Raw genomic sequence first — 26,648 nt, forward strand, 5'->3', positions numbered from 1 at the left:
GTCAACTTACTTCTTCTTATTGTTGTTTCTTGGCTTAGGCATGAATGGGTTGCTTGTCTGCTGTTCCTCAGCAGGCTCACCATTGCTTATGCGGAAGTCGGTAAGCACTTCTGTGCCTTCGCTAATGCCACTGACGATTTCTGTGCTGATGCCGTTGGTAACACCTGTCTCTACCTTGTGGGCCTTGAATGTGTTGCCTTCCAGCGTCCACACTTTCTGTGGGGCCTCTATATCCTCAATGGTCTGACCTTCTGAGATGAGAGCCTCGTTAGGAATGAAGCGCAATGCCTTTGACGGCGCTACGAGAACATCGTTTTTCTCCAAAGTATAGATGGTGACGTTGGCTGTCAGACCAGGCTTCAGCTTCAGATCGTTGTTAGGCGCTGAGATGACTACCTCGTAGGTAACAACGTTGCTCTCTGTAGTGGGCTGCTGACGCACCTGTGTAATCTTGCCCTCGAAATGGTCTTCTGGGTAGGCATCTACAGTGAAGCTTACTCGCTGTCCCTCTTTCACTCCACCAATGTCAGCCTCGTCGATGTCGGCAATCACGCGCATGTCGGTGAGGTCCTGTGCAATGGTGAAGAGCTCAGGAGTGTTGAACGATGCAGCCACAGTCTGTCCTTCCTCTACTGCCTTTGAGAGTACCACACCGTCGATGGGTGATGTGATGGTGGCATAACCGAGGTTGGTCTCTGCCTTCTGCAGGCTCTGCGTAGCTGTTACTACCTGATCTTTTGTCTTGAGGTAGGTGAGGCGTGCGCTCTCATATTCGTCGGCACTTACGAGTCCTTTGTCGTAGAGCGTCTTGTAGCGGTTGTAATTAGCCTGCTCGTAGGTCAATGAGCTTTGTGCACTGTTCAGGTTGGCTTTTGCTGAGTTAAGCTCGCTGATGAGGTTGGTCTTGTCGAGCTCTGCTATCACCTGGCCGCGCTTTACTACAGAGTTATAGTCCACGTAGAGCTTGCTTACTATGCCGCTCACCTGTGTACCAACGGTGACGCTTGTCACAGGCTCAATGGCTCCTGTGGCTGTGATGGTGGTCTGTATGTTGCCTTTTTCCACCTTTGCTGTTGTGAACTCGGTCTGCTGTTTGTCTGAGCAGCTCGCCATCAATGCTACTGCTGTAAGGGCTAAAAGTCCTGTTTTAATAAGTCCTCTCATATATCAGTATTTTTTGTTTTCGATTATTGATGTTTACTTTTTTCTTATAGCTCCCCTTTCCTCTGGTAGAACTTCAGCATCTTCAGTGCCATTATTGCAAGGTATTTGCTCTCCAGTCGGTCTTGCTGCGCTTTGAGCAAACGGTCTTTTCCTGTCATGAGTTCTACGATGTTCTTCAGTCCGAGTTGGAACTGCTCTTGCAACAGGTTGAAGCTCTCCTGTTCGCTGTCAACAGAGACCTGCGCAGCACGGAGCTTCTCCTGGTTAAGTGTAGCGTCGAGCCAGTAGCCTTCGATAGTGGCGTATAGCTGGTCTTCAGCGTCTTCCAGCTCTACTTGTGCCAGCTCCTGCTGTATGCGTGCCTTTCTGATGGCAGTCTTTGTCTGTCGGCGGTCATAGATGGGAATGCTAAGGGTTAGACCTGCTGACATGTCGAAGTCTGTCTTCATCTGTGAGCCCCAGGTATCGTCAGACCTTGAGTTTGTGCTTGTGCCGAAGCCTGCTGTCATACCCAGTGTTGGCAGATAGCCTGCTTTCGCCATTTTTACGCTGAGCTCGCTGCTCTCTATCTGAAGTTTAGCCTCTGCGAGCTCTGGTCTTACAGCCAGCGCGTTCTCATAGACAGCTTGCAGTGCAGGAACCTCTTCCATAGCCTGCTCGTCAGTAGTGGCGGGTACAACGATGTCAATCTCTGTGGGACCAACCATCTCCAGGAGTTCTTTCAGTTGCAGCTTGTATTTGCGGATGTTGGTCTGTGACTGAACGATGCTAAATTCGTCAGTGGCTCTTTGTGCAGTGAGCTGGGCAACGTCGGCCTTCGACATCTTGCCTACTTCCAGCATCTGCTTGCCACGCTCTTCGTTTTTCTTACTTGTCTCCAAGCTCTGCTGGCTTACCTTTACGGCTTCTTCGAGGTAGAGTATCTGTATATAAAGCTGTGTGATCTGTTCCTCTATAGAGTTAGCGGTCACCTCTACTTCAAGATCCTTCTGTTTTGCAGTCAGCTTGTTCTGCTTTATGGTGTTGCGGTTCTTGTTGCCGTCCCAAAGTGTCCAGTTGGCATTTATGCCGTATGTGCCGTTGTAGTACCATTTGACTTCTTTGTCATCGACAATGCCGTTTGTAACGGTGATGGTATTCTCCTGCCAAGGTCTATAACCTAAGCTTTGGTTTGTCGATGCCGATACCGATGGTAGTAGTGCAGCTTTTGCACCCTTTACGTCTTCCTCTGCCGACTGTGCGTTTAGCTTTGCTCTCTTCAGCGTCATGTTATGCTCTTTGGCATAGCTGATGCAATCTTCGAGGGAAAGTGTCACTTTCTCCTGAGCAGTAGCGTTTAGCATTATTGATAGGCAGACGGAAGCAATTAGAATAAATCTTTTATACATATTTGTTCCGTATTTGATTACATATTTATATTAAAACCAATGCAAAAGTAGTGATTTGTTCGAAAAAGAGGGGAAACGATATAAAATTATTTTGATTTTTTTTGTCTTATTGTTTTTTGTTGTAATTTTGCAATAAATATAGCATTGAAAAACAAAACACTAATGAAAACATGCACTTTTAAATTATTGCTTCTCTTGCTGCTGATGATGGTGGGAGGAACAGAAGTAAATGCTGAAAAGACATATAAGTTGATGAAGGTGAACACTGTGGAATATGGTCACTATTATGTCTTTGAACAGAGTGGAAGGGTGATGAACAATGAAGTTAGTTCTGGAGAACTAGCGACTACTAATTCATATAATAGTACAGGGTTGACAGGTAGTGAGAGCTACGTGTGGAAAGTTGTGAAGTTTGAAGGGTATAGCAATTTGTATTTGCGGAATGTGAGTGAAAATAAGTATTTGTGTAATACGAGTGGTTATAACTTGGGACTTAGAAGTGATGACATGTCTGCTGTTTCTTTTACTTTTACTAACGGAATTGCTAATATAAAATGTAACAGCAAATATTTGGCTTATACTTCACAGTCATCATATGTTTATAAATTATACGCTAGCCCCACTTCAAATTACCCCCATTCTATTAATGTGTATCGGCTTTATGCTTATCCAAATATTTCGTTTTCTTCTTCATCTGTGACAATAAACAGTGACGAGGAAGATGGATTGGTGCCTACATTCGTAAACCCTGAAGGTGTTGACGGTATAACGTTTAAGTCCAGCTACAACGAGGTGGCATCTATTAATAGTGAAGGCGTTATAACTCTTGGAGGCAGTTCAGGTACAGCTGTCATAACGGCTACATACCCTGGAAGTGCAGAGTATCTTGCTGATGAGGCTAAATGTGTTATTACCGTTAATAAGTTGGCACAGGAAAATGAACCTGAAGCAGGAGGTTATTATAGTCGAGTGACTTCTGTAGGCGATATTACAAATGGTCAGTATCTAATTGTCTGTGAAACTCAGAATACTGCATTTAATGGTGGACTTGGAACTCTTGATAAAAACAACAATAATATTGATGTTGTTATATCCGATAATAAGATTTCAAAGACATCAGCAACTGAGGCCGCTGAGTTTACTGTAACATCTGTGACAGGCGGATATACCATAAGAAGCAAATCAGGTAAGTATATTGGTCATAAAATCTATGATGATGGATTGTCGGAATCAGAAAGCATACCTTACGTAAACTCTATTAGTATGGAAAATAGTGTGATGTCTATACGTATGCTTAGTGGCTTTTCTTTAAGATATAACAGCTCTGATAAAAGATTCCGCTATTATAATAGCCAAACTCAGACTCGCTTATACAAATATATAGCTCCTGCAGGACTATCTACAGTAGATGTTGTGGTCAGTCAAGCAGGACTTGCTACTTATGCCAGCAATTTCGACCTTGATTTCAGTGACGTGGAAGGATTGAGCGCCTATAGGGCTGTGGAGTCTGAAGGGAGCGTGGAACTGCACAAGGTAGTTGTAGTACCTAATGGCGAAGGCGTGCTTCTGCGTTCCACAAATGGTGGAACAAACTTCTCTGTTCCTGTAACTGACAGTGCAACCCCTTGGGTGGATGGGTATAATGATTTCAAGCGTGGAACGGGCGCAGCTGTTGCTTCTGAAACAGACGGGAAGCATAACTATATACTGAATGTTGTGGACAATAAACTCGGATTCTACAAGGCAGCAGGCAACACCGTTGCCACAAATCGTGCCTATCTGCAAACCTCAGCCGCTCTGTCTCGCAACTCTATAGTCTTCGATGATGAGGAAGAAAACCAGACGACTACCGTGACTGATATAGTAAACTCTTCGACATGTGACGGATTCCTGTACAACCTGAATGGGCAGCGAGTGAAAAGCCCTTCGTCGGGATTATATATAAGTGGTGGAAAACTTGTGTTTAAAAAGAAATAGAATGATTGGAATATGAAAAAACGATATATCATACCTGCAACTTCTAAGGTTGTAATAAGAAACAGCCAGTTCTTGTGTCTCTCAAGAGGTGATCAGCAGTTTGATGAAAGTGGGGATCAAGGAAGTGTTGAAACACAAGACGATGATGCCATCCACTCGGCAATGGGGCGCTCTGGTAATTGGCTTGATGAATAAATATACAAATACGGATATAATATGAATAATGTTAATAATGTAGAGGCTTCACAAAGCTGTTATGAACAGGGTAGGGCTGCTTTAGAGCATGGTGATATTGTGAATGCTTTGGCTCAGCTTACTAAGGCTGTGGCAATAGATGAGGACAATGCAGAAGCACGCGTGCTTCGTGGTAACCTGTTGATGCGAATGGGCGACAAAAAGGGCGCGAGCGAAGATGCAAAATGGCTGTTGGAACACCACCCAGAGTTGATGTCTGATATGAATGGTGAGTTCAAAATGGGCAAAATGTAAGCAAAAAGGTGAAAAAACTTTCAATTTATTTGTTTGGTTCGCAGAAAAGTACTACTTTTGCTCCCGAAAACAATAATAGAGAGACAACCATGTTGAATATTAATGCATTTTATTACGGCTATTATTATTACTTTACAAGCAATTGTGAAGCGGTAGGTCGTGCATAATAATTCATATGTGGATTAGCTAAATGATAAAACCCCGCTTCACGAGATGAAGAGGGGTTTTTTAATGAAGTTATGACATCTAAGAATTAAAAGATATGATACAAGGAGCTGACAGATTAAACTTAGTAAGCGAATATTACTTCAGTAGGAAGCTGAAGGAGGTGGCACAGATGAATGCTGAGGGTAAGAATGTTATCAGTCTTGCCATTGGAAGTCCTGACATGCCGCCATCAGAGAGTACTATTGAGAAACTGTGTGAGGTTGCTCGTGACCCTTCGGCTCACGGATATCAGCCAACAATGGGTACGGCTGAACTGCGCGAGGCGATGACAGGCTTCTATAAGCGTTGGTATGATGTTGACCTTGATGCCAAGACTGAGGTGCTGCCTCTGATAGGTTCGAAGGAGGGTATCCTGCATATTACGCTTGCTTTTGTTAATCCTGGTGACGCGGTGTTGGTGCCAAACCCTGGCTATCCTACCTATACGTCGCTCTCGAAAATATTAGGTGCAAAGATTGTGAATTACAATCTGCGCGAGGACAACGGATGGCAGCCAGACTTTGACGAACTGGAGAATATGGACCTCACAGGAGTGAAGCTCATGTGGACAAACTATCCCAATATGCCGACGGGTGGGCGAGCACAGCGTGAGACCTACGAGCGTCTGGTGAAGTTCGCTATGGATCATGACATAGTTGTGGTCAACGATAACCCTTATAGTTTTATTCTTAGTGAAGAACATCTGAGTATCCTTCAAGTGCCTGGGGCAAAGGAGTGCTGTATTGAGCTGAACTCTATGTCTAAGAGCCATAACATGCCAGGCTGGAGAGTGGGACTGTGTGCCACTAACGCTCAGTTCATACAGTGGATTCTGAAAGTGCAGTCAAACATTGAGAGCGGCACATTCCGCGGCATCCAGCTTGCTGCTGCTGAGGCTTACAGAAATGATGAGGCATGGCATCGCGAGTTTAATATTAATACATATGCTCGTCGCCGTAAGTGGGCTGAGAAGATTATGGATGTGCTGGGATGCACGTACGACAAGAGCCAAGTTGGAATGTTCCTCTGGGGAAAGATACCCGAGAGCGTGGCTAACGTGGAAGATCTGACTGAGAATGTGCTTCACGAGGCTCGAGTATTTATCACACCTGGCTTCATCTTCGGCTCAAATGGTGAACGCTACATCCGCATTTCGCTCTGTGCAAAGGAGGAAAAAATAGAAGAAGCACTTCATAGAATTCAAAAATTAACGAAATAACGAACGAAAACACAATATTATTATGGAACTGGAACTTCAACCACTGAATCTACCAAGTGACAACGAACGTCCTTTCGTAATTGCAGGCCCTTGCTCTGCAGAGACTGAAGAACAGGTTATGAAAACTGCCCAGCAGCTTGCTATGCGCGGATGCCATAATTTCCGTGCTGGAGTGTGGAAGCCACGTACCAAGCCAGGCGGCTTTGAGGGTAATGGCGAGATGGCACTCCCATGGATGCAGCGCGTGAAGAAGGAGACTGGCATGCTCGTATCTACCGAAGTTGCTACTCCAGAACATGTGGAGCTGGCTCTGAAGTATGGTATTGATATTCTTTGGATTGGTGCACGTACCTCGGCAAACCCATTTGCTATGCAGGCTATTGCCGACTCGTTGAAGGGCGTTGACGTGCCAGTGTTCGTGAAGAACCCTGTTAATCCAGACCTTGAGCTGTGGATAGGCGCTTTGGAGCGCATCAATCAGGCTGGTGTAAAGCGACTGGGTGCCATTCATCGCGGCTTCTCTTCATATGATAAGAAGATATACCGTAACATGCCTATGTGGCAGATTCCCATTGAGCTCCGCCGTCGTATTCCTGAGCTTCCAATAATCTGTGACCCCTCACATATAGGAGGACGTCGTGAGCTTATAGCTCCTCTCTGTCAGCAGGCTATGGACCTTGGCTTCGACGGCTTGATAGTGGAGAGCCACTGCGACCCAGACAAGGCTTGGAGCGATGCTTCGCAGCAGGTTACACCCGATGTGCTTGACTACATACTGTCGCTGCTTGTTATACGTGACGAGCATACAACAACTGAGGGCATACAGACTCTGCGTAAGCAGATTGACGAGTTGGATAATCAGATTATGGACCTGTTGTCGAAGCGCATGCGTGTGTGCCGTGAGATAGGTCAATACAAGAAGGAACATAACATGACGGTGCTGCAGGCAAATCGCTACAACGAGATATTGTCGAAGCGTGGTGTTCAGGGTTCTCTTCTTGGCATGGGACAGGAGTTCGTGGCTCGTGTGTTTGAGAGCATCCACGAGGAGAGTGTGCGTCAGCAAATCGAAATTATTAATAAGTAAAAGAAATAACCCCACACTTACAGTGAGGTGATGGGGAAGATAGTATATGAGAATATTAGTTATGGGCGCAGGCAAGATGGGAAGCTTTTTCATCGACCTGCTTAGCTTTGACCATGAGGTTGCCGTGTTTGAGAAGGATGCGAAGCGTATGCGCTTCACATATAACTGTCAGCGTTTTACCAGTTACGAAGAAATAAAGGCTTTTGCACCCGATCTGCTCATCAATGCTGTGACGCTGAAGTACACGATAAGTGTGTTTAAGGAGGTGATTCCTTATCTGCCGAAAGATTGCATCATCAGCGATATTGCCAGTGTAAAGACTGACCTGAAGGAATTCTATGAGTCAACAGGAATGCGCTATGTTTCTACGCACCCTATGTTCGGCCCTACTTTCGCTAATCTCAACCAGCTGTCAGAGGAGAACGCAATCATTATCAGCGAGGGCGACTACATGGGACGTATCTTCTTCAAGGACCTATACCAGAAGCTTGGATTGAATATCTACGAGTATTCGTTTGAGGAACACGATAAGACTGTGGCATATTCTCTTAGTATCCCGTTCGTATCGACATTCGTGTTTGCTGCCGTGATGAAACATCAGGATGCTCCAGGTACGACCTTCAAGCGCCACATGAGAATAGCCAAGGGCGTTCTCAATGAGGATGACTACCTGCTTCAAGAGATACTCTTCAACCCTTATACGCATGATCAGGTGAGCCAGATACGTAGTGAGCTGAAAGAACTACTTGAGATTATCGACAAGAAAGATGCCGATGGCATGAAGGGCTATCTTACGAAAATACGCAATAATGTGCGTAGGGATATTGAGATTAAGAAGTAAGAAGTAAGAGGTAAGAGGTTAGAAGTGAGAGGCTTTTTTTATCATATAGTTGCATTCCTGACTGTTGCAGTGTGGGGTAGCACTTTTGTGTTTACTAAGCTGCTGTTGCTCAGCGGTTTGACGCCTGCGCAGATATTCACGCTACGCTTTTTTATAGCCTATTTGTTGCTGACGGCCTTTGAGATGGCTTTCCGTAGGAAGAAACGTCGCACAAAGCCTCGTTCGTGGACTGATGGACTGATTCTCTTGGGACTTGGCATTACAGGTGGCTCACTCTATTTCCTTTCTGAGAATGAAGCGCTGAAATATACCACTACGACAAACGTATCGTTGATAGTGTGTAGCTGTCCTTTGGCTGCGGCACTGCTCATAGGGCTGTTCTATAAGTCGCAGCGAATGAATCTTAGACAGGTGGCTGGCATGCTGATGGCTGTCTGTGGAGTGACGGCAGTCATACTAAATGGACATTTCGTGCTACATCTGTCGCCACTTGGTGATGCGTTGGCATTGGTGGCAAACCTGTGTTGGGCCGTGTATTCGCTGTTGCTTATACCTGCCAACAAACACTATGATGCATTGTTCGTAACACGTAAGGTGTTCTTCTATGGCCTCTTAACCATGTTGCCATATTTCTGGTGGAGGCCAGACGAACTGCCTACGTTCATGGGCGGCACTTTCGATATGAGTATTCTCATTCAGCCTAATGTGTTGACAAATCTGCTGTTCTTGGGTGTGGTAGCATCGTGCGTGTGCTATCTTGTGTGGACGTGGGTTATGGATAAGCTCGGAGCTGTTGTTGCGACTAACTATGTGTATGTTAATCCGCTCTCTACAATCGTCGTTGCATGGCTTGTACTGAGTGAGCAGATAACGCTTTATTTCATCCTCGGAGCCATACTTATTCTTGTAGGCATGTACCTGGCGGATAAAAAAATGAAGAAAAGATAGCAGTAAATGCCTAAAATGTTGTAACTTTGGCGCAGAATAACTGAAACAGCATTGGAAATATGAAATCTTCTACATGGATTGGTGGCTTCCTTGGTTGGATCCTTCTTGGTCCCTTTGGAGGGCTTATTGGAGCCTTGATTGGTTCGTCATTAGGCAGTGACGATGATGAGCGCAGCTCTTCGCGCCTGTTCTCTGGCGAGAGCGGACATACGGCTGAAGGTAATCGCAATAGTTTCCTTATGTCAATGTTGCTCCTCGCCTCCTATATAATAAAGGCCGACGGACGTATCATGCATTCTGAAATGGAACTGGTGCGTCAGTGGCTACGAGTGAATTTCGGTGATGTGGCAGCCCAACAAGGTGATAATATCCTGCGTCGCTTGTTTGAGACTTCGAGTCAGCGTGGTGAGGAACAGTATCGCAAGAATATTCAGGACGCTTGTCTGCAGATTGCTATGAACATGGAGTATAGCGAGCGTCTTCAACTGCTGAACTTCCTTGTTGCTATTGCTCAGGCCGACGGCTTCGTTGATCAGACGGAGGTCTATGCCTTAAAGGAAATGGCAGGATGGATGCAGCTTCAAGATTCTGAGGTTGACATGATGCTTAACCTTGAGAAAGACGACCTCGAGTCGGCATATAAGGTGCTCGGCCTTACTCCAGATGCTACTGACGACGAGCTACGTCGCGCCTATCGTCGTCTTGCGCTGGAACATCATCCTGACCGTGTGGCTGCCTTGGGAGATGACGTGCGTCGTGCAGCAGAAAAGAAATTCCAGGAAATAAATGCAGCAAAAGAACGTATTTGGAAAGCCAGAGGATTGTAATGAGGTGCTCCTCCACGCTTGCTGTGCACCTTGTTCCTCAGCCATCGTAGAGTGGCTGCTGGCTAACGGCGTGCGCCCAACTATCTTCTATTACAATCCAAATATCTTCCCTCGTGAGGAATACGATATCCGTAAGTACGAGAGTAAACGCTATGCCATGTCGTTGGGAATCCGCTGGATTGACGGTGACTATGACCATAAGCAGTGGCTTGATTGTGTCTGTGGATTGGAAGGCGAACCTGAGCGTGGACAGCGCTGTGAACAGTGCTTTACGTTACGACTTACTGAGGCAGCACGTAAAGCGAAAGAGTTGGGGATAAAATGGTTCGCAACCACACTTGCTTCGTCACGTTGGAAGAGCTTGGATCAGATAGAACGTGCAGGCCGTGTGGCTGAACGGGCCGTTCCTGACACATCGTTTTGGGCCCAGAACTGGAGAAAAGGAGGACTTCAGGAACGGCGCAATCAGTTGCTTCGCGAAAACAATTTCTATAATCAGCAATACTGCGGATGTGAGTTCTCTGCTCGTAATGCTGCTCCTACAAAACCACTTCTTCGTGAACAGATGCGACAGGCTAAGCGTCAGCATCAGACACAGTTGGCTGCATTCTCTGAAGATGTGGTAAACAAACTTCAACAGCATGTTAAGGACTGTCGTACAGTGATGGCATATTGGCCTCTTCCTGATGAAGTGGACATAAAGCCGCTTATCAATTATTTCATTGCTGAAGGTCGTACCGTTTTGTTGCCGAAAGTCATCGATAATGAAAACATGGAACTACGCCGTTACAGCTCACCGGCCGATTTGACTGAAGGCGCTTTCCATATTCAAGAGCCTGTAGGCGAGGCCTTTACGGATAATGATAAGATAGATGTTGCCCTTGTTCCTGGAATGGCTTTCGATGCAGCTGGTCACCGATTAGGAAGAGGTCGCGGATACTACGACCGTTTCCTTTCGGCACATCCAAGTATTCATAAAATTGGCGTTTGTTTCCCATTCCAGCGCGTTGCAGAGGTGCCTATTGAGGAACACGATGTGTGTATGGACGAAGTCATTGGTTGAAAACTCTATTATTTTATCAAATACTTTGCTTTTTCATAGTTTTTCATTACCTTTGCACCCAATTTATAAAAATATAAGAGGTAAATATGTTCGAAAATTTATCAGAAAGACTTGAACGGTCGTTCAAGATACTGAAAGGTGAGGGTAAAATTACCGAGATTAACGTTGCTGAAACACTGAAAGACGTTCGTCGTGCGCTGCTTGATGCCGACGTGAACTATAAGGTTGCCAAGAACTTTACTGACACTGTGAAGCAGAAGGCCATGGGTATGAACGTACTCACGGCAATCAAGCCAAGTCAGCTGATGGTGAAGATTGTTCACGATGAGTTGACAGAGCTTATGGGCGGCAAGGCTACCGAGCTTAAACTTGAGGAGCGCCCGTCAATAATTCTTATGTCTGGTCTGCAAGGTTCTGGTAAGACAACCTTCACTGGTAAGCTGGCAAAATTGCTTAAGGATCGTCAGCACAAGAATCCTTTGCTTGTGGCATGTGACGTTTATCGTCCTGCTGCTATAGAGCAGTTGAAAGTCGTTGCCCAGACCGTAGGCGTTGATGTATATACTGAGGAAGGCAACAAGAATGTTGTCGAGATAGCACAGAACGCTATACGCAAGGCAAAACAGGAAGGTTATAATGTGGTCATTGTCGATACTGCAGGTCGTTTGGCAGTTGATGAACAGATGATGCAGGAGATTGAGACGCTGAAGAAAGCTATCAATCCTGAGGAGACGCTCTTCGTTGTCGACTCGATGACTGGTCAGGATGCTGTTAACACGGCTAAGGAGTTCAATGACCGTTTGGACTTCGATGGCGTGGTACTTACCAAGCTCGATGGTGATACTCGTGGTGGTGCAGCCCTCTCAATACGTACTGTCGTTACGAAGCCAATCATGTTTGTCGGTACTGGCGAGAAGATGGAGGCAATTGACGTGTTCCATCCCGAACGTATGGCAGACCGAATTCTTGGCATGGGCGACGTTGTGTCTCTCGTAGAGCGCGCGCAGATGCAGTTCGATGAGGAAGAAGCTAAGCGCCTGGAGAAGAAAATCCGCAAGAATAAGTTCGACTTCGATGACTTTATGAACCAGATCCAGCAGATAAAGAAGATGGGCAACATCAAGGAATTGGCTGGTATGATTCCCGGTGTAGGCAAGGCTATCAAAGATATTGACATTGATGACAATGCCTTCAAGTCAATCGAGGCTATCATCCAGTCAATGACTCCAAAGGAGCGCGCCAATCCAGACATTATCAATCAGAGTCGTCGCGTGCGCATTGCAAAAGGCTCGGGCACGAAGCTTGATGATGTGAACCGCCTGATGAAGCAGTTCGATCAGACTCGTAAGATGATGAAGATGGTCACTGGCATGGATAAGGGCAAGATGATGCAGATGGCTGCCGCAATGAAGAACATGAGAAAATAGATAATAATATGCAACTGATTGACGGAAAAGCAACGGCAGCTGCTATAAAAGCAGAGATAGCCGAAGAGGTGAAAAAGATTGTGGCAGAAGGAGGAAAACAACCTCATCTGGCAGCAGTTCTCGTGGGACACGATGGCGGTAGCGAAACCTATGTGAAGAATAAAGTGCTCGCTTGTGAAGCATGCGGCTTCAAGTCAACACTGATTCGCTATGAAGACGATGTGACGGAAGAAGAACTCCTGTCCTGTGTGTCGCGATTGAATCGCGATGATGACGTTGACGGCTTTATAGTGCAGTTGCCACTTCCGAAGCATATCAACGAACAGAAGATAATTGAGGCTATTGACTATCACAAAGATGTAGATGGCTTCCATCCCATTAACGTAGGACGCATGGCTATAGGTTTGCCTTGTTTCATCTCTGCAACACCTCTTGGCATAGTAACGCTGCTGAAACGTTATGGCATTGAGACTTCCGGAAAGAAGTGTGTAGTACTTGGACGCTCAAATATCGTAGGTAAGCCCATGGCACAGCTCATGATGCAGAAGCAGTATGGCGATGCCACGGTAACCGTTTGCCACTCTCATTCAAAGACACTGAAAGAGGAATGCCGACAGGCAGACATCATAATAGCTGCAATCGGTAGTCCGGAATTTGTTACTGCCGACATGGTGAAGGATGGTGCAGTGTTAGTTGATGTTGGCACTACACGCGTTCCTGACTCTACTCGCAAGAGCGGTTTCCGCCTCTGTGGTGACGTGAAGTTCGATGAGGTTGCACCTAAGTGCTCGTTTATCACTCCTGTACCTGGTGGGGTAGGACCTATGACTATCTGCTCACTGATGCTCAATACTCTTGCTGCTGGTAAGAAAGAGTATTATAAGTAGTTTAAACTTTATATCTTTGGCTTTGTAAAACAAGATGACAGCTCAGGAGTGGTACCAGAAAGGAAATGAATACCGCAAACAGGGTAATTTCGCAGAGGCAATCAATTGCTATGCTGAAGCATCACGAATTGACCCCGATAGTCCAGCTGCAGAAGCCAAGAAAATGCTTGACGAAATAATGGCGTTCTATTGCAAGGATATGTATAACCCTTGAATAGAACGCCATTGTTCTTTTTATTGCTTTATTGTGGTGCTGCCACTTGGACAGCAGATTTATACCACTTCAATCCCCTGTTCTTCGCAAAGCTTCAGACTCATCTCCTTTAGCTTGAACTTCTGAATCTTTCCTGAGCCGGTCAGCGGGAATTCCTTTATGAAGAACACATACTTTGGAATCTTGTAGCGAGCAATCTTGCCGCGGCAGAAGAGCTGAACGTCTTCGGCTGTCATCGATGCTCCCTCTTCAAGTATGATGAAGGCACCAACGGCCTCGCCATATTTCTTCGATGGCACAGCTGCTACCTGTACGTCGCGTATGCCTGGCATGTGGTAAAGGAACTCCTCAATCTCACGAGGATAGATGTTCTCACCACCGCGGATAATCATATCCTTGATACGACCAGTAATCTTGTAGAAACCCTGCTCATCTTTCACACCTAAGTCGCCAGAGTGCAGATAGCCGTTCTTGTCAATGACTTCAGCTGTAGCCTGAGGATTCTTATAGTAGCCTTTCATAACGTTGAAGCCTTTGCAGCACATCTCACCCTGAACACCGACAGGACACTCCTCGCCTGTCTCTGGATCGAGCACTTTTACATCAACAAATGGGAAGTCGCGCCCTACTGTGGTGCAACGCTGCTCGAAAGTATCGTTAAGACATGTCTGTGTCATGCCAGGCGATGATTCGGTGAGTCCATAAACGCTGGTGATGGTCATGTACATCTTCTCTGACACCTGTCTCATCAGTTCAACAGGGCAGAGACTTCCTGCCATGATGCCTGTTCGCAGACAGCTGAGGTCGAACATGTCGAACATTGGGTGGTTGAGCTCGGCTATGAACATAGTTGGCACACCATATACTGCCGTACACCTTTCTTTATGTATGGAGGCTAGCACTACCAGTGGGTCGAACTTCTCAACCATCACCTCGGTACAGCCATGAGTAAGGCAGTTCATTGTTGCAAGCACCACACCGAAACAGTGGAACAATGGTACGCAGACACAGAGCTTGTCGTCGGCTGTGAAGCCCATGTTCTCTCCTGTAAAGTAACCATCGTTGGCAATGCCGTAATGGGTAAGCATGACGCCCTTGGGGAATCCTGTGGTGCCACTGGTGTACTGCATGTTACATACATCATGGCAGTTGACGTTACGCTTCATCTCGTTCAGAGTGTCATCTTCGATGTTCTGTCCTAAGAGTAGCAGTTCGGCTGTGTTATACATGCCGCGGTACTTCTCCATGCCGATATATACAACGTTCTTCAGGTATGGGAAACGCTCGCTGTTAAGATGGCCGCGTTCGCAGGTTTTCAGCTCTGGCAGCATGGTATAGGTCATGTCAACATAGTTGCAGTCCCATGTGCCATCGGTAATGCAGAGCACTTCCATGTCGGAGTCCTTGCAGAGATACTCCAACTCGTTCTGTTTGTAGTTGGTGTTTACTGTTACAAGTACTGCGCCGATCTTTGCGGTGGCATAGAGGAAAGTGAGCCAGTCTGGCACGTTGGTTGCCCAGATGCCTACATTTGAACCTTTCTTAACACCTATGGATATAAGTCCCTTTGCAAGGTTATCTACGCGCTCGTTGAACTTTGACCATGTAAAACGTAGGTCTCGGTCAGAATAAACTATATACTCTTTGTCGGGAGTAGTCTCAGCCCAATACTCCAGCCACTGACCAAGCGTGCGTTCTGAAAGTGTGTAGCCTGCACTGCCTGTTTCAGCGGGATATGTTCTGTCTGGCAGTGGTCTGCCTGCCATGTCAAGTCTTGCCATTCTTTCTTCTTTTTCGTGATAACGTTATAACGTGATGACGTAATAACAGTGGTGTTAAAATGGAATATAAACGACTGCAAGAATCTTTGCACTCTTGCCTGGTGCGCCATGAACGTGATGATTCACGATGGAATCGTAGAAGATGGAGTCGCCTTCTTTCAGATTGTAGGTGTCCTTGCCATATACAATCTCTACTTCGCCCTGCATGACATAGATGAACTCCTCGCCTTCGTGAGCAGACAGTTGAAACTCAGGACTATCTTCGGGGTTGATGTCAATAACAAATGGTTCCATATGTCTGCCTGCTTTCTGTTGTGCCAATGGGTGGTATTCCATGTGCTTGCGGGCATCGTTGGCTCCATTGCTGAAGCTTATGCTGCTGTCTTTTTCGCGGTCAGCAGCTCTGCACACCACGGGACCAAGTTCGTCGCTGTCGTCAAGGAAAGTGCCTAGCCGTACGCCTAAAGCTCTTGCAACTTTGATTAACGGTCCTAACGAAGGTAGGTTCTCGTCGTTCTCAATAGAGTTGATTTGTTCGACTGACAATCCGCTGCGCTCTGCAATTTCCTCAATTGAGAGACCCTTTGATTCTCTGAATCCCTTGATCTTGTGTCCTACGATTGTGTTGTTGTGCATACAAGTAAAATTTAATGAAAAGTTTCCTGATTAAAAAACGATGGCAAAAGTACTAAATTGTGAAGAATAAACGGTGAGTTTTTTGAAAATTAACAAAAAAAGAGTGTAAAAACTGACATATTGATAGTTTGTTGTTCTTACAAGTGTACTGAATAGAGCATTTTTTCCATTAATTCCTTTGGCGTTTCGAATTAAATTACTACTTTTGCCTTGCTTTTTTAAAAGACATTCCTTTAATTAAATATATTATGGCAAAATTAAAAGGCGCTATTGTTATTGATACCGCTCGCTGTAAAGGCTGTGTTCTTTGCGTCAAGGCATGTCCTCAGGACGTTATAGCTCTTTCAGGGAAGGTAAATGTTCATGGTTATCCTTATGTTGAGGCTGTGAATCAAGAGAGTTGTGTCGGTTGCGCGTCATGCGGCATTGTGTGCCCAGACGGGTGTATAACAGTTTATCGTAAGAAGATTGAGTAATATGGCAGAACAAAAGATTTCCGACAACAAGGAGAAACAAGAGGTTGTGTTAATGAAGGGTAACGAGGCAATAGCCCGAGCTGCTATTCGTTGTGGTGTGGATGGCTATTTCGGCTATCCCATTACCCCTCAGAGTGAAGTGATTGAGACGTTGGCTGAGTTGAAGCCCTGGGAGACGACTGGTATGCAGGTCGTTCAGGCTGAGAGTGAGCTGGCATCTATATATATGGTATATGGCGCTGCTGGTGCTGGCAAGAAGGCTATGACGTCTTCGTCAAGCCCTGGCGTGGCTCTGATGCAGGAGGGTATTACCTATATGGCAGGAGCTGAACTGCCTGGCGTGTTTGTTAATGTTCAGCGTGGCGGCCCTGGCTTGGGCACTATCCAGCCTTCACAGGGTGACTATTTCCAGGCAACACGTGGCGGTGGTAATGGTGACTATAATGTCATTGTGTTGGCACCAGCTTCTGTTCAGGAAATGGCCGATTTCGTTGACTTGGCTTTTGAGCTTGCATTCAAATATCGTAACCCGGCAATGATTCTTTCTGATGGCGTTATCGGCCAGATGATGGAGAAAGTCGTTCTTCCTCCGTTTAAGCCACGTCGTACCGACGAAGAAGTTATTGAGCAGTGCCCATGGGCTTCTACTGGTAAGAAGAAAGGCCAGACAAGACGTGTCATTACCTCTCTTGAACTGAAGCCAGAAGAGATGGAGAAACGTAACTTGGCATTGCAGGAGAAATATCGCAAGATTAAGGATAATGAAGTGCGCTTTGAAACACAGCAGTGTGACGATGCCGAATATCTGATTGTTGCTTTCGGCTCTGCTGCACGTATTGCTGAGAAAGCTATCGAGATTGCTCGTGAAGAAGGTCTGAAGGTAGGCCTCTTCCGTCCTATTACATTGTGGCCTTTCCCTGAAAAGGAGATAGCAGCTATGGCAAAAGGAAAGAAAGGCGTGCTCGTTGCAGAGATTAATGCAGGCCAGATGGTTCAGGATGTGCGCTTGGCAATCAACGGCGCTGTTCCTGTAGAACAGTTCGGACGTTTAGGCGGAATAGTCCCAGAGCCTGAGGAGATCGTTGGTGCACTGCGTTCAAAGTTAATGAATAAGTAATGTAATTATAATTACTAATTCCACATTATTAATTATAAGATTATGGAAGCAAAAGATATTATTTCACAGGAAAACTTGGTGTATAAAAAGCCAACGCTCCTTAACGATACAAATATGCACTATTGTCCTGGCTGCTCTCATGGCGTGGTGCATAAGCTTGTAGCTGAAGTTATAGAGGAAATGGGCATGGAGGAGAAGGCTATAGGCGTTAGTCCTGTAGGTTGCGCCGTCTTCGCGTACAATTATATAGATATAGACTGGCAGGAGGCTGCCCATGGTCGTGCTCCCGCTATTGCAACTGGCATTAAGCGCTGCTGGCCTGACCGTCTGGTGTTTACTTATCAGGGCGATGGCGACCTTGCTTGTATAGGTACTTGTGAGACTATTCATGCTCTGAACCGTGGTGAAAACATCGTTATCATCTTTGTTAACAATGCAATCTACGGCATGACTGGTGGACAGATGGCACCAACTACTCTGATTGGTCAGAAGACATCAACATGTCCTTATGGTCGCGACCCACAGATTCATGGTTATCCACTGAAGATGGCTGATATTGCAGCACAGCTTGAAGGTACATGCTTTGTTACACGTCAGTCGGTAGAGTCTGTTGCATCTATAAACAAGGCAAAGAAAGCACTGAAGAAAGCTTTTCAGGCTTCAATGGAGGGCAAAGGCTCTTCGTTGGTTGAGTTCGTTTCAACATGTAACAGCGGTTGGAAACTGACACCTGTACAGGCAAACGAGTGGATGAAAGAAAACATGTTCCCCTTCTATCCTAAAGGTGACCTTAAAGACACTACGGGACTTTAAAGAGAAATGTGAATAGCGAAAACTGAATAGTTATGAAAAAAGAAATAATCATCGCAGGATTTGGAGGTCAGGGCGTGCTCTCAATGGGTAAGATTCTCGCCTACTCAGGACTGATGGAAGATAAGGAAGTGACATGGATGCCTGCCTATGGACCTGAGCAGCGCGGAGGTACAGCCAATGTGACTGTCATTGTGAGTGACCAGCGCATTTCATCGCCTATACTCAGTAAATATGATATAGCCATTGTGCTTAATCAGCCATCATTGGAGAAATTCGAGCCGAAGCTGAAACCTGGTGGAATACTCATCTATGACAGCTATGGCATAATTAATCCACCCACGCGCAGTGACATTACAATCTATAAGATTGATGCCATGGACAAGGCAGCGGAGATGAAGAACGGAAAGGTCTTCAACATGATTGTGCTGGGCGGACTATTGAAGGTTGCTCCGGTGGTGGGATTTGGCGGCGTGGAAAAAGCATTGTATAAGACATTGCCTGAGCGTCACCATGCTATGATTCCTCTGAACATGCAGGCTTTGGAGGAAGGTGGAAAGATTATAGAACAAGTGAAGTAATATGATATGAAGGCTCTGATAGCCGTTATATTGTTAATGATTTTAAGCCCGAAAACTGCTGAAGCTCAGCAGTTTCAGGCTTCTTTGTCACATTACTCCACAGATGAGGGCCTGGCATCCAATGCTATATCAAAGATAAAGCAGGATGACTATGGTTTCATTTGGCTTTCAACATGGAATGGTCTTTCGCGATTCGATGGTTATAACTTCTATAACTATCAGACCGGTGCTGGAAGCAGAATACCCAAACTTCATAACCGTATTCTTGATATGGTCATTGACACTCAGCAGAACGTCTGGATGCGCATGTATGATGGGCGCGTTTTCGTCGTAAAGCGTTCTACTGACATGATTGTCAATGCTTTTGAGAATATAATGACCAGCGAGGAGGCTTTTACCAGTCATCCGCTGATGGTTACAAGTTCTGGTGATGTTTTGGTAAATGTTGATGGGGTGGGGCTGTATAAGTTGCGCATGGAGCAGAATGGAATACAGTCACAGCTTATCACTACGGGTAATCTTGTGGTGACATCGATGGCAGAAGGCTATCAGAACGATATATGGCTCGGAACCGACAAAGGTGTTCATCGAATGGACATGTCAAACCTTACCATTGAGCGTAAGGGCTTGTTCCTTGATGAAGAGATTTGTATTCTTTACTCAAACGGATATAACATATACGTTGGTACGGAATCGGGTAAGATAATGTCATTCTCCTATGGCCAGGATACCAAAGTCCTTCATATCGGAGACCAGCGTATAACAGGACTGTTCGTCGATAGTCACGGAGTCGTTTGGTATTCAGATAATCGTGAGGGCGTGCATCGTATTTTGCCGGATACGTCAGATGAGAAAACATTCACTCAGCGTGTGACAGTTCCAGACTATGATGGTCAGGGTGGCGAGTTCGATGAGGTTAATGGCGTGGTATGGATTCGCTTGAACAAAGGCGGATACGGCTATTACAATAGGGAAAAAGACGAAGTTGAATATTTTCATAACGACCCGAGTAACCCTTGGAATCTGTCGAACACCGTCAATGCACGGCTGGAACTTAGTGAGGGTGTCATATGGGAGTCTACTAGCCGTAGAGGATTGGAAAAACTCGAGATCCAGAAAAACACTATTGAGCGCTTGCAGATAAACCCCAATGAAGAAGCGTCTCTGACAAATGAGATACGAGCCATGGCTTTTGACTCACATCGTCAGAACCTTCTCATCGCAAACAAGGCAGGTGAGTTGTATATTAAGCGTGCCAATGGCGAGACAATCATGGTTAACAAAAATTCCGACGGTAGTCCACTCGGGCGTATCTATGGAATCTATGTTGACAGTAAAGACAATTACTGGCTTTGCTCTAAGGGTAACGGACTCTATAAGTTTACTCCAAATGCACAATGTGACCATTTCACTATTGAGAACTATAGACACGGAAGCAATGAGTATTCCATTGCTAATGATAATATATATAATTGTGTCGAGGATGGTGAAGGTAATATGTGGATTGCTTCATACGGTGGCGGTGTAAATATCATGACGCGTGGAAAGGATGGTAAAACACGTTTTATCCATAGCGGAAACGTTATGCACAGGTATCCTTTCAACTCTCACAAAAAGGTTCGTTGTGTGGCAAAGGGACCTGACGGCAATATTTGGGTAGGTACTACCGACGGCATACTTATAATGTCTTACAAGAACAATAAGATATCTATTGAACAGGTAAAGCCATCAGAAGAAGAGCCGTCTAAGATATTGATGTCAAACGACATTGTATGTCTTGCACTCGATCGCCAGGGTGATATGTGGGTAGGAACTAATGGTGGCGGTATAGCTCATACATTGGGAAAGGATAGTAAGGGCTACTGGCTTTTTGAAAACTTTGGCTCTGCTGATGGACTTCCTAATGAAGAGATACGTGGAATGACTTTTGATGACAGAGGTAACGTGTGGTTCTCAACAGATCATGTGCTCTGCTCTTTCGATACCAGCAAGCGCATATTTACAACTTTCTCCAGTCTTGATGGCGTTGATGAGACGGTCTGTTCTGAGGGTGCTGCCGTGTGCATGCCAAGTGGCAATGTGCTATTTGGTACTGTGAATGGCTACTATGTCGTTGACCGTTCAAAGCTGGTGGCAAGTACGGGAAACGTTCTGAAGCTGCGTATAACAGATTTCTACGTTAATGATGAGCTACAGAGTCCACGACTGACAGATTTGTTTGACTATTACGTGCCAGAAAGCAAGAAGGTTGTCTTGCCAAATCATAGTTCATTCTTTGCCTTCCGTTTTGCGTCGCTAAACTATCAACTTCAGCATCGCGTACACTACCAGTATATGCTTGACGGATATGACAAGGAATGGCAGAATGCCGACCGTAATCGTATAGCTTCTTATGGCGACCTGCCTACTGGATGCTATCGCTTTAAGGTGAAAGCATTCTTGTTGGAGTCACCCGATAAGTTTGACATGCGCGAGATAGAAGTGGAAGTGCCTCCTTACTTCCTCCTTTCAACCAGTGCTATATGGCTTTACATGGCAGCGTTCATGGCGTTTGGCATATGGTTACTATTCTGGCGTCAGAAGATTCTTGAAGAAGAAGAGAAAATGCGAGTACTACGTGAGGGACCACGTCGTCAGCGCCAGCTGGATGAGACAGACGATTTCCTTATTTTCCTTAACGACTATCTTAATCTGCACTTCTCTGATCCCATGCTGTCTGTGGATGATATGGTCGTTGCTGCAGATATGCCTGAAGATAAGTTCGTGCTGCAACTTCGTCGCAGTTCGGGCATGTCTCCTAAGGAATATGTGTCTGAGTACAGAATCAAAAAGGCGATGACTATGCTTGAGACAACAGCTGACGAGATTGCCATCGTCGCTTATGGCTGTGGCTATTTAGATGTGGCAGCTTTCAACCGTCAGTTTAAGGCACGCACAGGTGTTATGCCTTCAAGGTATAGAGACATGCATAAGGCATAATAGCCCGAAAAAAGAAACTACTCGCGTTCGAAAAAAAAAGAAAGAATTCTTGTTTTTGTGCTCACTAAATCGTACCTTTGCAGTCAAATTCATAGGGGACGTATCGGTTAGATTGGGATACTCATCAATTAACGCTTGAAAACCGGGCAGTCTTCTCTTGTCAATGGCGGGCCATGCGCCGAATAAGCGTAGCATTTTCATGCCGATGGATTACAAAGACGGAGAGCACCCACAACCTGTGATAAAGGAGTTTTCATCACATCACCTGTGCGTCCCCGTTTTTTTCTTTTCAAAATATTTTTGTTATGTTTTCTGGTATTATTGAAGAGTTCGCAACTGTCTTGGCTATTGATAAAGATAGGGAAAATATTGATTTCACTCTCACTTGTTCGTTTGTCGATGAACTTTCTATCGATCAGAGCGTGGCACATAATGGCGTATGCCTCACCGTGGTAAGCACTTCTCCTGCAACAGCTGAAAAGCCTGCTTCCTATGTTGTTACTGCCATGAAAGAGACACTCGACCGTTCGAATCTTGGACTTCTTAAAGTAGGCGACAAGGTCAATGTTGAGCGTTCTATGCTTATGAATGGCCGTCTTGACGGACACATCGTCCAGGGACATGTGGATCAGACAGCCACATGTGTTGACATGCAGGATGCTGATGGCTCAACTTATTTTACGTTTAAGTATGCTTTCGATGCTGAAATGGCCCGTCATGGCTATTTTACTGTTGATAAAGGTTCTGTCACAGTCAATGGCGTTTCACTCACTGTTTGCCGTCCTACGCGTGACACATTCCAGGTTGCAATCATTCCCTATACTTTTGAGCATACCAATTTCTGTGATATAAAGGTTGGCACAGTCGTTAATATTGAGTTCGATATTATCGGTAAGTATATTGCACGCATGCAACAATTGTAGTACCGCGGTTAATGGATATTAAGGAGTTATTGACGCTCTATGCCAGCAAGCCTCAGGCAAAGGCATTTCTAAAGCAGCTTCAAAAGAACCAGCAGCAACTGGCTCTTGATGGTTTGCATGCTTCTTCGAAGGCACTCTTCTTTGCAAGCATAGCCCAGCAGAACACTCGTACAATGGTGTTTGTGCTGAATGATGTGGAGGATGCCGGCTATTTCTATCATGACCTCACTCAGTTGATTGGCGATGAGAGAGCACTCTTCTTTCCCTCGTCCTATCGCCGTGCAATAAAATATGCCCAGAAGGATGCCCCAAGTGAGATTCTCCGTACTGAGGTTTTGACAAAACTCCGTTCCAAACAGCCGCTTTTCATTGTTACTCATCCTGAGGCTTTGGCTGAGATGGTCATCAATAAGAAGCAGCTTGATGACCGCATGCTCAATCTTCAGCAAGGTCAGACCGTTAGCGTGGATGCTCTTGTACGCCAGTTGCGTGAATTTGGATTCATAGAGGTTGACTATGTCTATGAGCCTGGCCAGTTCTCATTGCGTGGTAGCATACTCGACGTGTTCTCTTTCAGTCACGAATATCCATTCCGTATAGATTTCTTTGGCGATGATATAGATTCTATCCGCACCTTCGAGGTGGAAGACCAACTCTCACGTGAGCGTTGCCAGCAGGTGAGCATCGTTCCTGAGCTATCGACTGTCGAGGAGAAAGAGTCGCTCCTTCGCTTCTTGCCATCCGATGCAGTGATGGTATATAATAATTATATGTTCGCGCGCGATGTCATAGAGCGTACCTATCGTGAAGGCTTCTCTACGCAGGCATTAACAGAGCGTATGGAAGGTGCTACCGAGATGGAACGCAAGGAGATAGAGCGCGAGATGCAGCGTGACTCTCAGATTCTCACTGCTTCTCAGTTTGAGCGTGATGCCCAGCCGTTTACATCAGTTCATCTTTCTTCGGATGGTAATGTGCGACGTGCTGTCATAACGTTCCGCACACAGCCTCAGCCACTCTTCCACAAGAATTTCGAGCTGTTGGCAAAGACCATAGAAGACTATCATCTGCAAGGCTATAAGATATTTGTTTTGGCCGACAGTCAGAAGCAGATAGAACGCCTACACTCCATATTGGAAGAGGACAAGGAACTTAGAGTGTCTTCCTCTGTTATTGATGGCGTAAACAAAACTCTTCACGAAGGCTTTGTCGATGAAGACCTTCGAGTCTGTTGCTTCACCGACCATCAGATATTCGACCGCTTCCACAAGTATAATCTAAAGAGCGATAAAGCGCGTGGCGGTAAGGTTGCGCTGACGCTGAAAGAGATACAGCAGTTCGAGATTGGCGACTATGTGGTACATGTGGACCACGGCATAGGCAAGTTCATGGGTCTTGTCCGCATGCCAATTACTCAGAATAATCCTAGTGCTCAGAATAGTCAGAATGCTCCTGGCTTCCAGGAGATGATAAAGATTCAGTATCAGCATGGCGACTCTATCTACGTGTCCATCCATTCGCTTTATAAAGTGTCGAAGTATAAGGCTCAGGATACAGGACAGCCTCCACGAATGTCGTTCCTTGGTACAGGTCAGTGGGAGCGTCTTAAGGAGCGCACGAAGAAGCACATCAAAGATATTGCACGTGACCTCATACGCCTATACTCAAAGCGTCGCACACAGCGCGGCTTCGCATTCAGCCATGACACATATCTACAGCACGAGCTTGAGGCATCGTTCCTCTATGAAGACACTCCCGACCAGCTGAAGGCAACCCAGGAGGTTAAGGCCGATATGGAAATGGCGCGTCCCATGGATCGTCTGGTCTGTGGCGATGTGGGTTTTGGCAAGACTGAGGTAGCTGTTCGTGCGGCATTCAAGGCCGCTGTCGATGGCAAACAGGTGGCAGTCCTCGTTCCTACGACGGTGCTTGCTTACCAGCATTTCCGTACGTTCAGTAGCCGACTCAAGGACATGCCTGTGCGAGTGGATTATATCACTCGGGCTCGTACGGCTAAGCAGACCACGGCCTTGCTTAAGGAACTTGAAGAAGGAAAGATTGATATACTCATTGGAACTCAGAAACTTGTAGGCAAGAATGTTAAGTTCAAGGATTTAGGTTTGCTCATCATCGATGAAGAGCAGAAGTTCGGTGTCTCTGCCAAAGAGAAACTTCGTCATATGAAGACCAATGTTGACACACTCACGATGTCAGCAACGCCAATACCTCGAACACTCCAGTTCTCACTGATGGGTGCACGCGACATGAGCGTCATACAGACACCGCCCCCAAACCGTTATCCCATTCAGACGGAGATACACACATTCTCTCCAGAGATTATCGTCGATGCCATCAACTTCGAGATGTCACGCAATGGACAGGTCTATTTCGTTAACAATCGCATCAGCGACCTAACTAATCTTGCTGAGGTCATACATAAATATATACCCGACTGCCGTGTGGCGATAGGTCATGGACAGATGAAGCCCGATGAGCTTGAGCGTATAGTGCTCGACTTCTCCAACTATGACTATGATGTGCTGCTCTCCACAACAATCGTTGAGAACGGTATTGATATTCCAAATGCCAACACCATAATTATTAATGGTGCTCATAACTTCGGACTCTCTGACCTCCATCAGATGCGAGGTCGTGTGGGACGTGGCAACCGTAAGGCGTTCTGCTATCTTCTGGCTCCACCGTTGTCGGCCCTTCCTCAAGACTCGCGTTGTCGCCTTGAGGCGCTTGAGAGCTTCAGTGGCTTGGGCTCAGGAATAAACATTGCCATGCAGGATCTTGATATCCGTGGTGCAGGAAATCTTCTTGGCGCTGAACAAAGTGGCTTCATCTCCGACCTTGGTTACGAGACCTATCAGAAAATTCTCAATGAGGCTATGGCGGAGTTGAGAAATGAGACCTCTCCCGACCTCCCCGAAGGGAAGGAGGGGCTAGCGCACGCTGGTGTCTCAGGAGAAAAAACACAAACAGGTTCTGCATGGGACTCCTCCCCTTTGGGGAGGCTGGGAGAGGTCTTGTTTGTCTCCGACTGTACCCTTGAGTCTGACCTTGAGATGTATTTCCCTGACCAGTATGTGCCGAGCGACTCCGAACGAATGCTTCTATATCGCGAACTCGATAACATGCGCGACGACAAGGAACTCGATGCCTATCGCGAAAGACTGAAGGACCGTTTTGGCCCCATCCCTCATGTGGCAGAAGAACTATTGCAGGTGGTTCGTCTTCGTCGTATGGGCATGAAGCTTGGCTGCGAGAAGATCATGCTTAAGCAGGGACGCATGTTCATGTTCTTTGTTAGCAATGACCGCAGTCCGTTCTATCAGAGTGAGGCCTTCGGACGCGTGCTTGACTTTATCGGGCGCAATGTGCGTCGTTGTAACCTTCGCGACCAGCAGGGTAAGCGCTCTATGATAGTTACCGAAGTGCCAACTGTTGAAGAGGCTGTTAAGGTTCTTCAGGGCATTTTGGGATAAGTGTTTTGTTTGCCTTCCTTGTGGTCTGATAGTGCCTTTTTTATCGTCTTTCTGTCATTTTGTCTGTATTGTCTGTCAATTTGTCTGCCTTTTTTACATTGGCATCGATGTTGCAT

General features: G+C 46.0%; 23 protein-coding genes. 19 read left to right on the forward strand and 4 right to left on the reverse strand.

From position 1 onward, the window contains the following. Positions 1–6 precede the first annotated feature (6 nt). A complete protein-coding gene (locus M1L52_RS07770) occupies positions 7–1,164 on the reverse strand; it encodes an efflux RND transporter periplasmic adaptor subunit (RefSeq protein WP_248614358.1) in 1,158 nt (385 codons plus the stop codon). 44 nt (positions 1,165–1,208) lie between these two features. Further along, complete coding sequence (locus M1L52_RS07775) at positions 1,209–2,552, reverse strand: TolC family protein (protein WP_248614359.1); 1,344 nt, start codon at positions 2,550–2,552, stop codon at positions 1,209–1,211. Between the two features lie 696 nt (positions 2,553–3,248). Here M1L52_RS07775 and M1L52_RS07780 point away from each other — a divergent pair. From M1L52_RS07780 to M1L52_RS07840, 12 genes are all read left to right on the forward strand, one after another. Continuing rightward, entirely contained in the window at positions 3,249–4,529 is a 1,281-nt protein-coding gene (locus M1L52_RS07780) for a hypothetical protein (RefSeq protein WP_248614360.1), read from the forward strand. A gap of 12 nt (positions 4,530–4,541) precedes the next feature. Next, on the forward strand, positions 4,542–4,724 hold the full coding sequence (locus M1L52_RS07785; RefSeq protein ID WP_248614361.1) for a hypothetical protein: 183 nt from the start codon (positions 4,542–4,544) through the stop codon (positions 4,722–4,724). A gap of 21 nt (positions 4,725–4,745) precedes the next feature. Continuing rightward, a complete protein-coding gene (locus M1L52_RS07790) occupies positions 4,746–5,018 on the forward strand; it encodes a tetratricopeptide repeat protein (protein WP_248614362.1) in 273 nt (90 codons plus the stop codon). Positions 5,019–5,280: 262 nt separating this feature from the next. Continuing rightward, positions 5,281–6,444 carry a pyridoxal phosphate-dependent aminotransferase gene (locus M1L52_RS07795; RefSeq protein WP_248614363.1) on the forward strand — a complete coding sequence of 388 codons (1,164 nt, stop codon included), beginning with the start codon at positions 5,281–5,283 and terminating at the stop codon, positions 6,442–6,444. 22 nt (positions 6,445–6,466) lie between these two features. Further along, on the forward strand, positions 6,467–7,531 hold the full coding sequence (locus tag M1L52_RS07800; RefSeq protein ID WP_248614364.1) for a bifunctional 3-deoxy-7-phosphoheptulonate synthase/chorismate mutase type II: 1,065 nt from the start codon (positions 6,467–6,469) through the stop codon (positions 7,529–7,531). Between the two features lie 46 nt (positions 7,532–7,577). Beyond that, complete coding sequence (locus M1L52_RS07805; protein WP_248614365.1) at positions 7,578–8,372, forward strand: prephenate dehydrogenase; 795 nt, start codon at positions 7,578–7,580, stop codon at positions 8,370–8,372. A 24-nt stretch (positions 8,373–8,396) separates the two neighbouring features. Next, on the forward strand, positions 8,397–9,320 hold the full coding sequence (locus M1L52_RS07810) for a DMT family transporter (protein WP_248614366.1): 924 nt from the start codon (positions 8,397–8,399) through the stop codon (positions 9,318–9,320). A gap of 59 nt (positions 9,321–9,379) precedes the next feature. Beyond that, positions 9,380–10,147 carry a DnaJ domain-containing protein gene (locus M1L52_RS07815; protein WP_248614367.1) on the forward strand — a complete coding sequence of 256 codons (768 nt, stop codon included), beginning with the start codon at positions 9,380–9,382 and terminating at the stop codon, positions 10,145–10,147. Beyond that, positions 10,107–11,210, forward strand: coding sequence for a 5-formyltetrahydrofolate cyclo-ligase (locus M1L52_RS16540; RefSeq protein ID WP_410896770.1), 1,104 nt, complete (start codon positions 10,107–10,109; stop codon positions 11,208–11,210). The genes M1L52_RS07815 and M1L52_RS16540 overlap by 41 nt, the downstream gene beginning before the upstream one ends. Positions 11,211–11,296: 86 nt before the next feature. Beyond that, positions 11,297–12,637, forward strand: a complete 1,341-nt coding sequence (gene ffh / locus M1L52_RS07830; RefSeq protein ID WP_248614368.1) for a signal recognition particle protein — start codon at positions 11,297–11,299, stop codon at positions 12,635–12,637. 8 nt (positions 12,638–12,645) lie between these two features. Then, positions 12,646–13,524: a bifunctional methylenetetrahydrofolate dehydrogenase/methenyltetrahydrofolate cyclohydrolase FolD gene (gene folD / locus M1L52_RS07835; protein ID WP_248614369.1), complete on the forward strand. Its 879-nt coding sequence runs from the start codon at positions 12,646–12,648 to the stop codon at positions 13,522–13,524. A 34-nt stretch (positions 13,525–13,558) separates the two neighbouring features. Next, positions 13,559–13,738 (forward strand): tetratricopeptide repeat protein, encoded by a 180-nt coding sequence (locus M1L52_RS07840; protein ID WP_248614370.1) that lies wholly within the window; start codon positions 13,559–13,561, stop codon positions 13,736–13,738. Positions 13,739–13,797: 59 nt separating this feature from the next. Here M1L52_RS07840 and M1L52_RS07845 read toward each other — a convergent pair whose 3' ends face one another. After that, entirely contained in the window at positions 13,798–15,519 is a 1,722-nt protein-coding gene (locus tag M1L52_RS07845) for an AMP-binding protein (protein WP_248614371.1), read from the reverse strand. Between the two features lie 54 nt (positions 15,520–15,573). Next, positions 15,574–16,155, reverse strand: coding sequence for a helix-turn-helix domain-containing protein (locus tag M1L52_RS07850; protein WP_248614372.1), 582 nt, complete (start codon positions 16,153–16,155; stop codon positions 15,574–15,576). A 248-nt stretch (positions 16,156–16,403) separates the two neighbouring features. Between M1L52_RS07850 and M1L52_RS07855 the strand changes: the two genes are divergently transcribed. From M1L52_RS07855 to mfd, 7 genes are all read left to right on the forward strand, one after another. Beyond that, a complete protein-coding gene (locus M1L52_RS07855) occupies positions 16,404–16,631 on the forward strand; it encodes a ferredoxin family protein (RefSeq protein ID WP_248614373.1) in 228 nt (75 codons plus the stop codon). A 1-nt stretch (position 16,632) separates the two neighbouring features. Further along, positions 16,633–17,748 carry a 3-methyl-2-oxobutanoate dehydrogenase subunit VorB gene (locus tag M1L52_RS07860; RefSeq protein WP_248614374.1) on the forward strand — a complete coding sequence of 372 codons (1,116 nt, stop codon included), beginning with the start codon at positions 16,633–16,635 and terminating at the stop codon, positions 17,746–17,748. Between the two features lie 42 nt (positions 17,749–17,790). After that, positions 17,791–18,561: a thiamine pyrophosphate-dependent enzyme gene (locus M1L52_RS07865; RefSeq protein WP_248614375.1), complete on the forward strand. Its 771-nt coding sequence runs from the start codon at positions 17,791–17,793 to the stop codon at positions 18,559–18,561. A 32-nt stretch (positions 18,562–18,593) separates the two neighbouring features. After that, entirely contained in the window at positions 18,594–19,139 is a 546-nt protein-coding gene (locus M1L52_RS07870) for a 2-oxoacid:acceptor oxidoreductase family protein (RefSeq protein ID WP_248614376.1), read from the forward strand. Positions 19,140–19,175: 36 nt separating this feature from the next. Further along, positions 19,176–22,118, forward strand: a complete 2,943-nt coding sequence (locus tag M1L52_RS07875) for a two-component regulator propeller domain-containing protein (RefSeq protein WP_248614377.1) — start codon at positions 19,176–19,178, stop codon at positions 22,116–22,118. A 305-nt stretch (positions 22,119–22,423) separates the two neighbouring features. Then, positions 22,424–23,041, forward strand: a complete 618-nt coding sequence (locus tag M1L52_RS07880; RefSeq protein WP_248614378.1) for a riboflavin synthase — start codon at positions 22,424–22,426, stop codon at positions 23,039–23,041. 11 nt (positions 23,042–23,052) lie between these two features. After that, positions 23,053–26,532: a transcription-repair coupling factor gene (gene mfd, locus M1L52_RS07885; protein WP_248614379.1), complete on the forward strand. Its 3,480-nt coding sequence runs from the start codon at positions 23,053–23,055 to the stop codon at positions 26,530–26,532. Positions 26,533–26,648: the final 116 nt, after the last annotated feature.

Source organism: Prevotella sp. E13-27, assembly GCF_023217965.1.
Lineage (GTDB): Bacteria > Bacteroidota > Bacteroidia > Bacteroidales > Bacteroidaceae > Prevotella.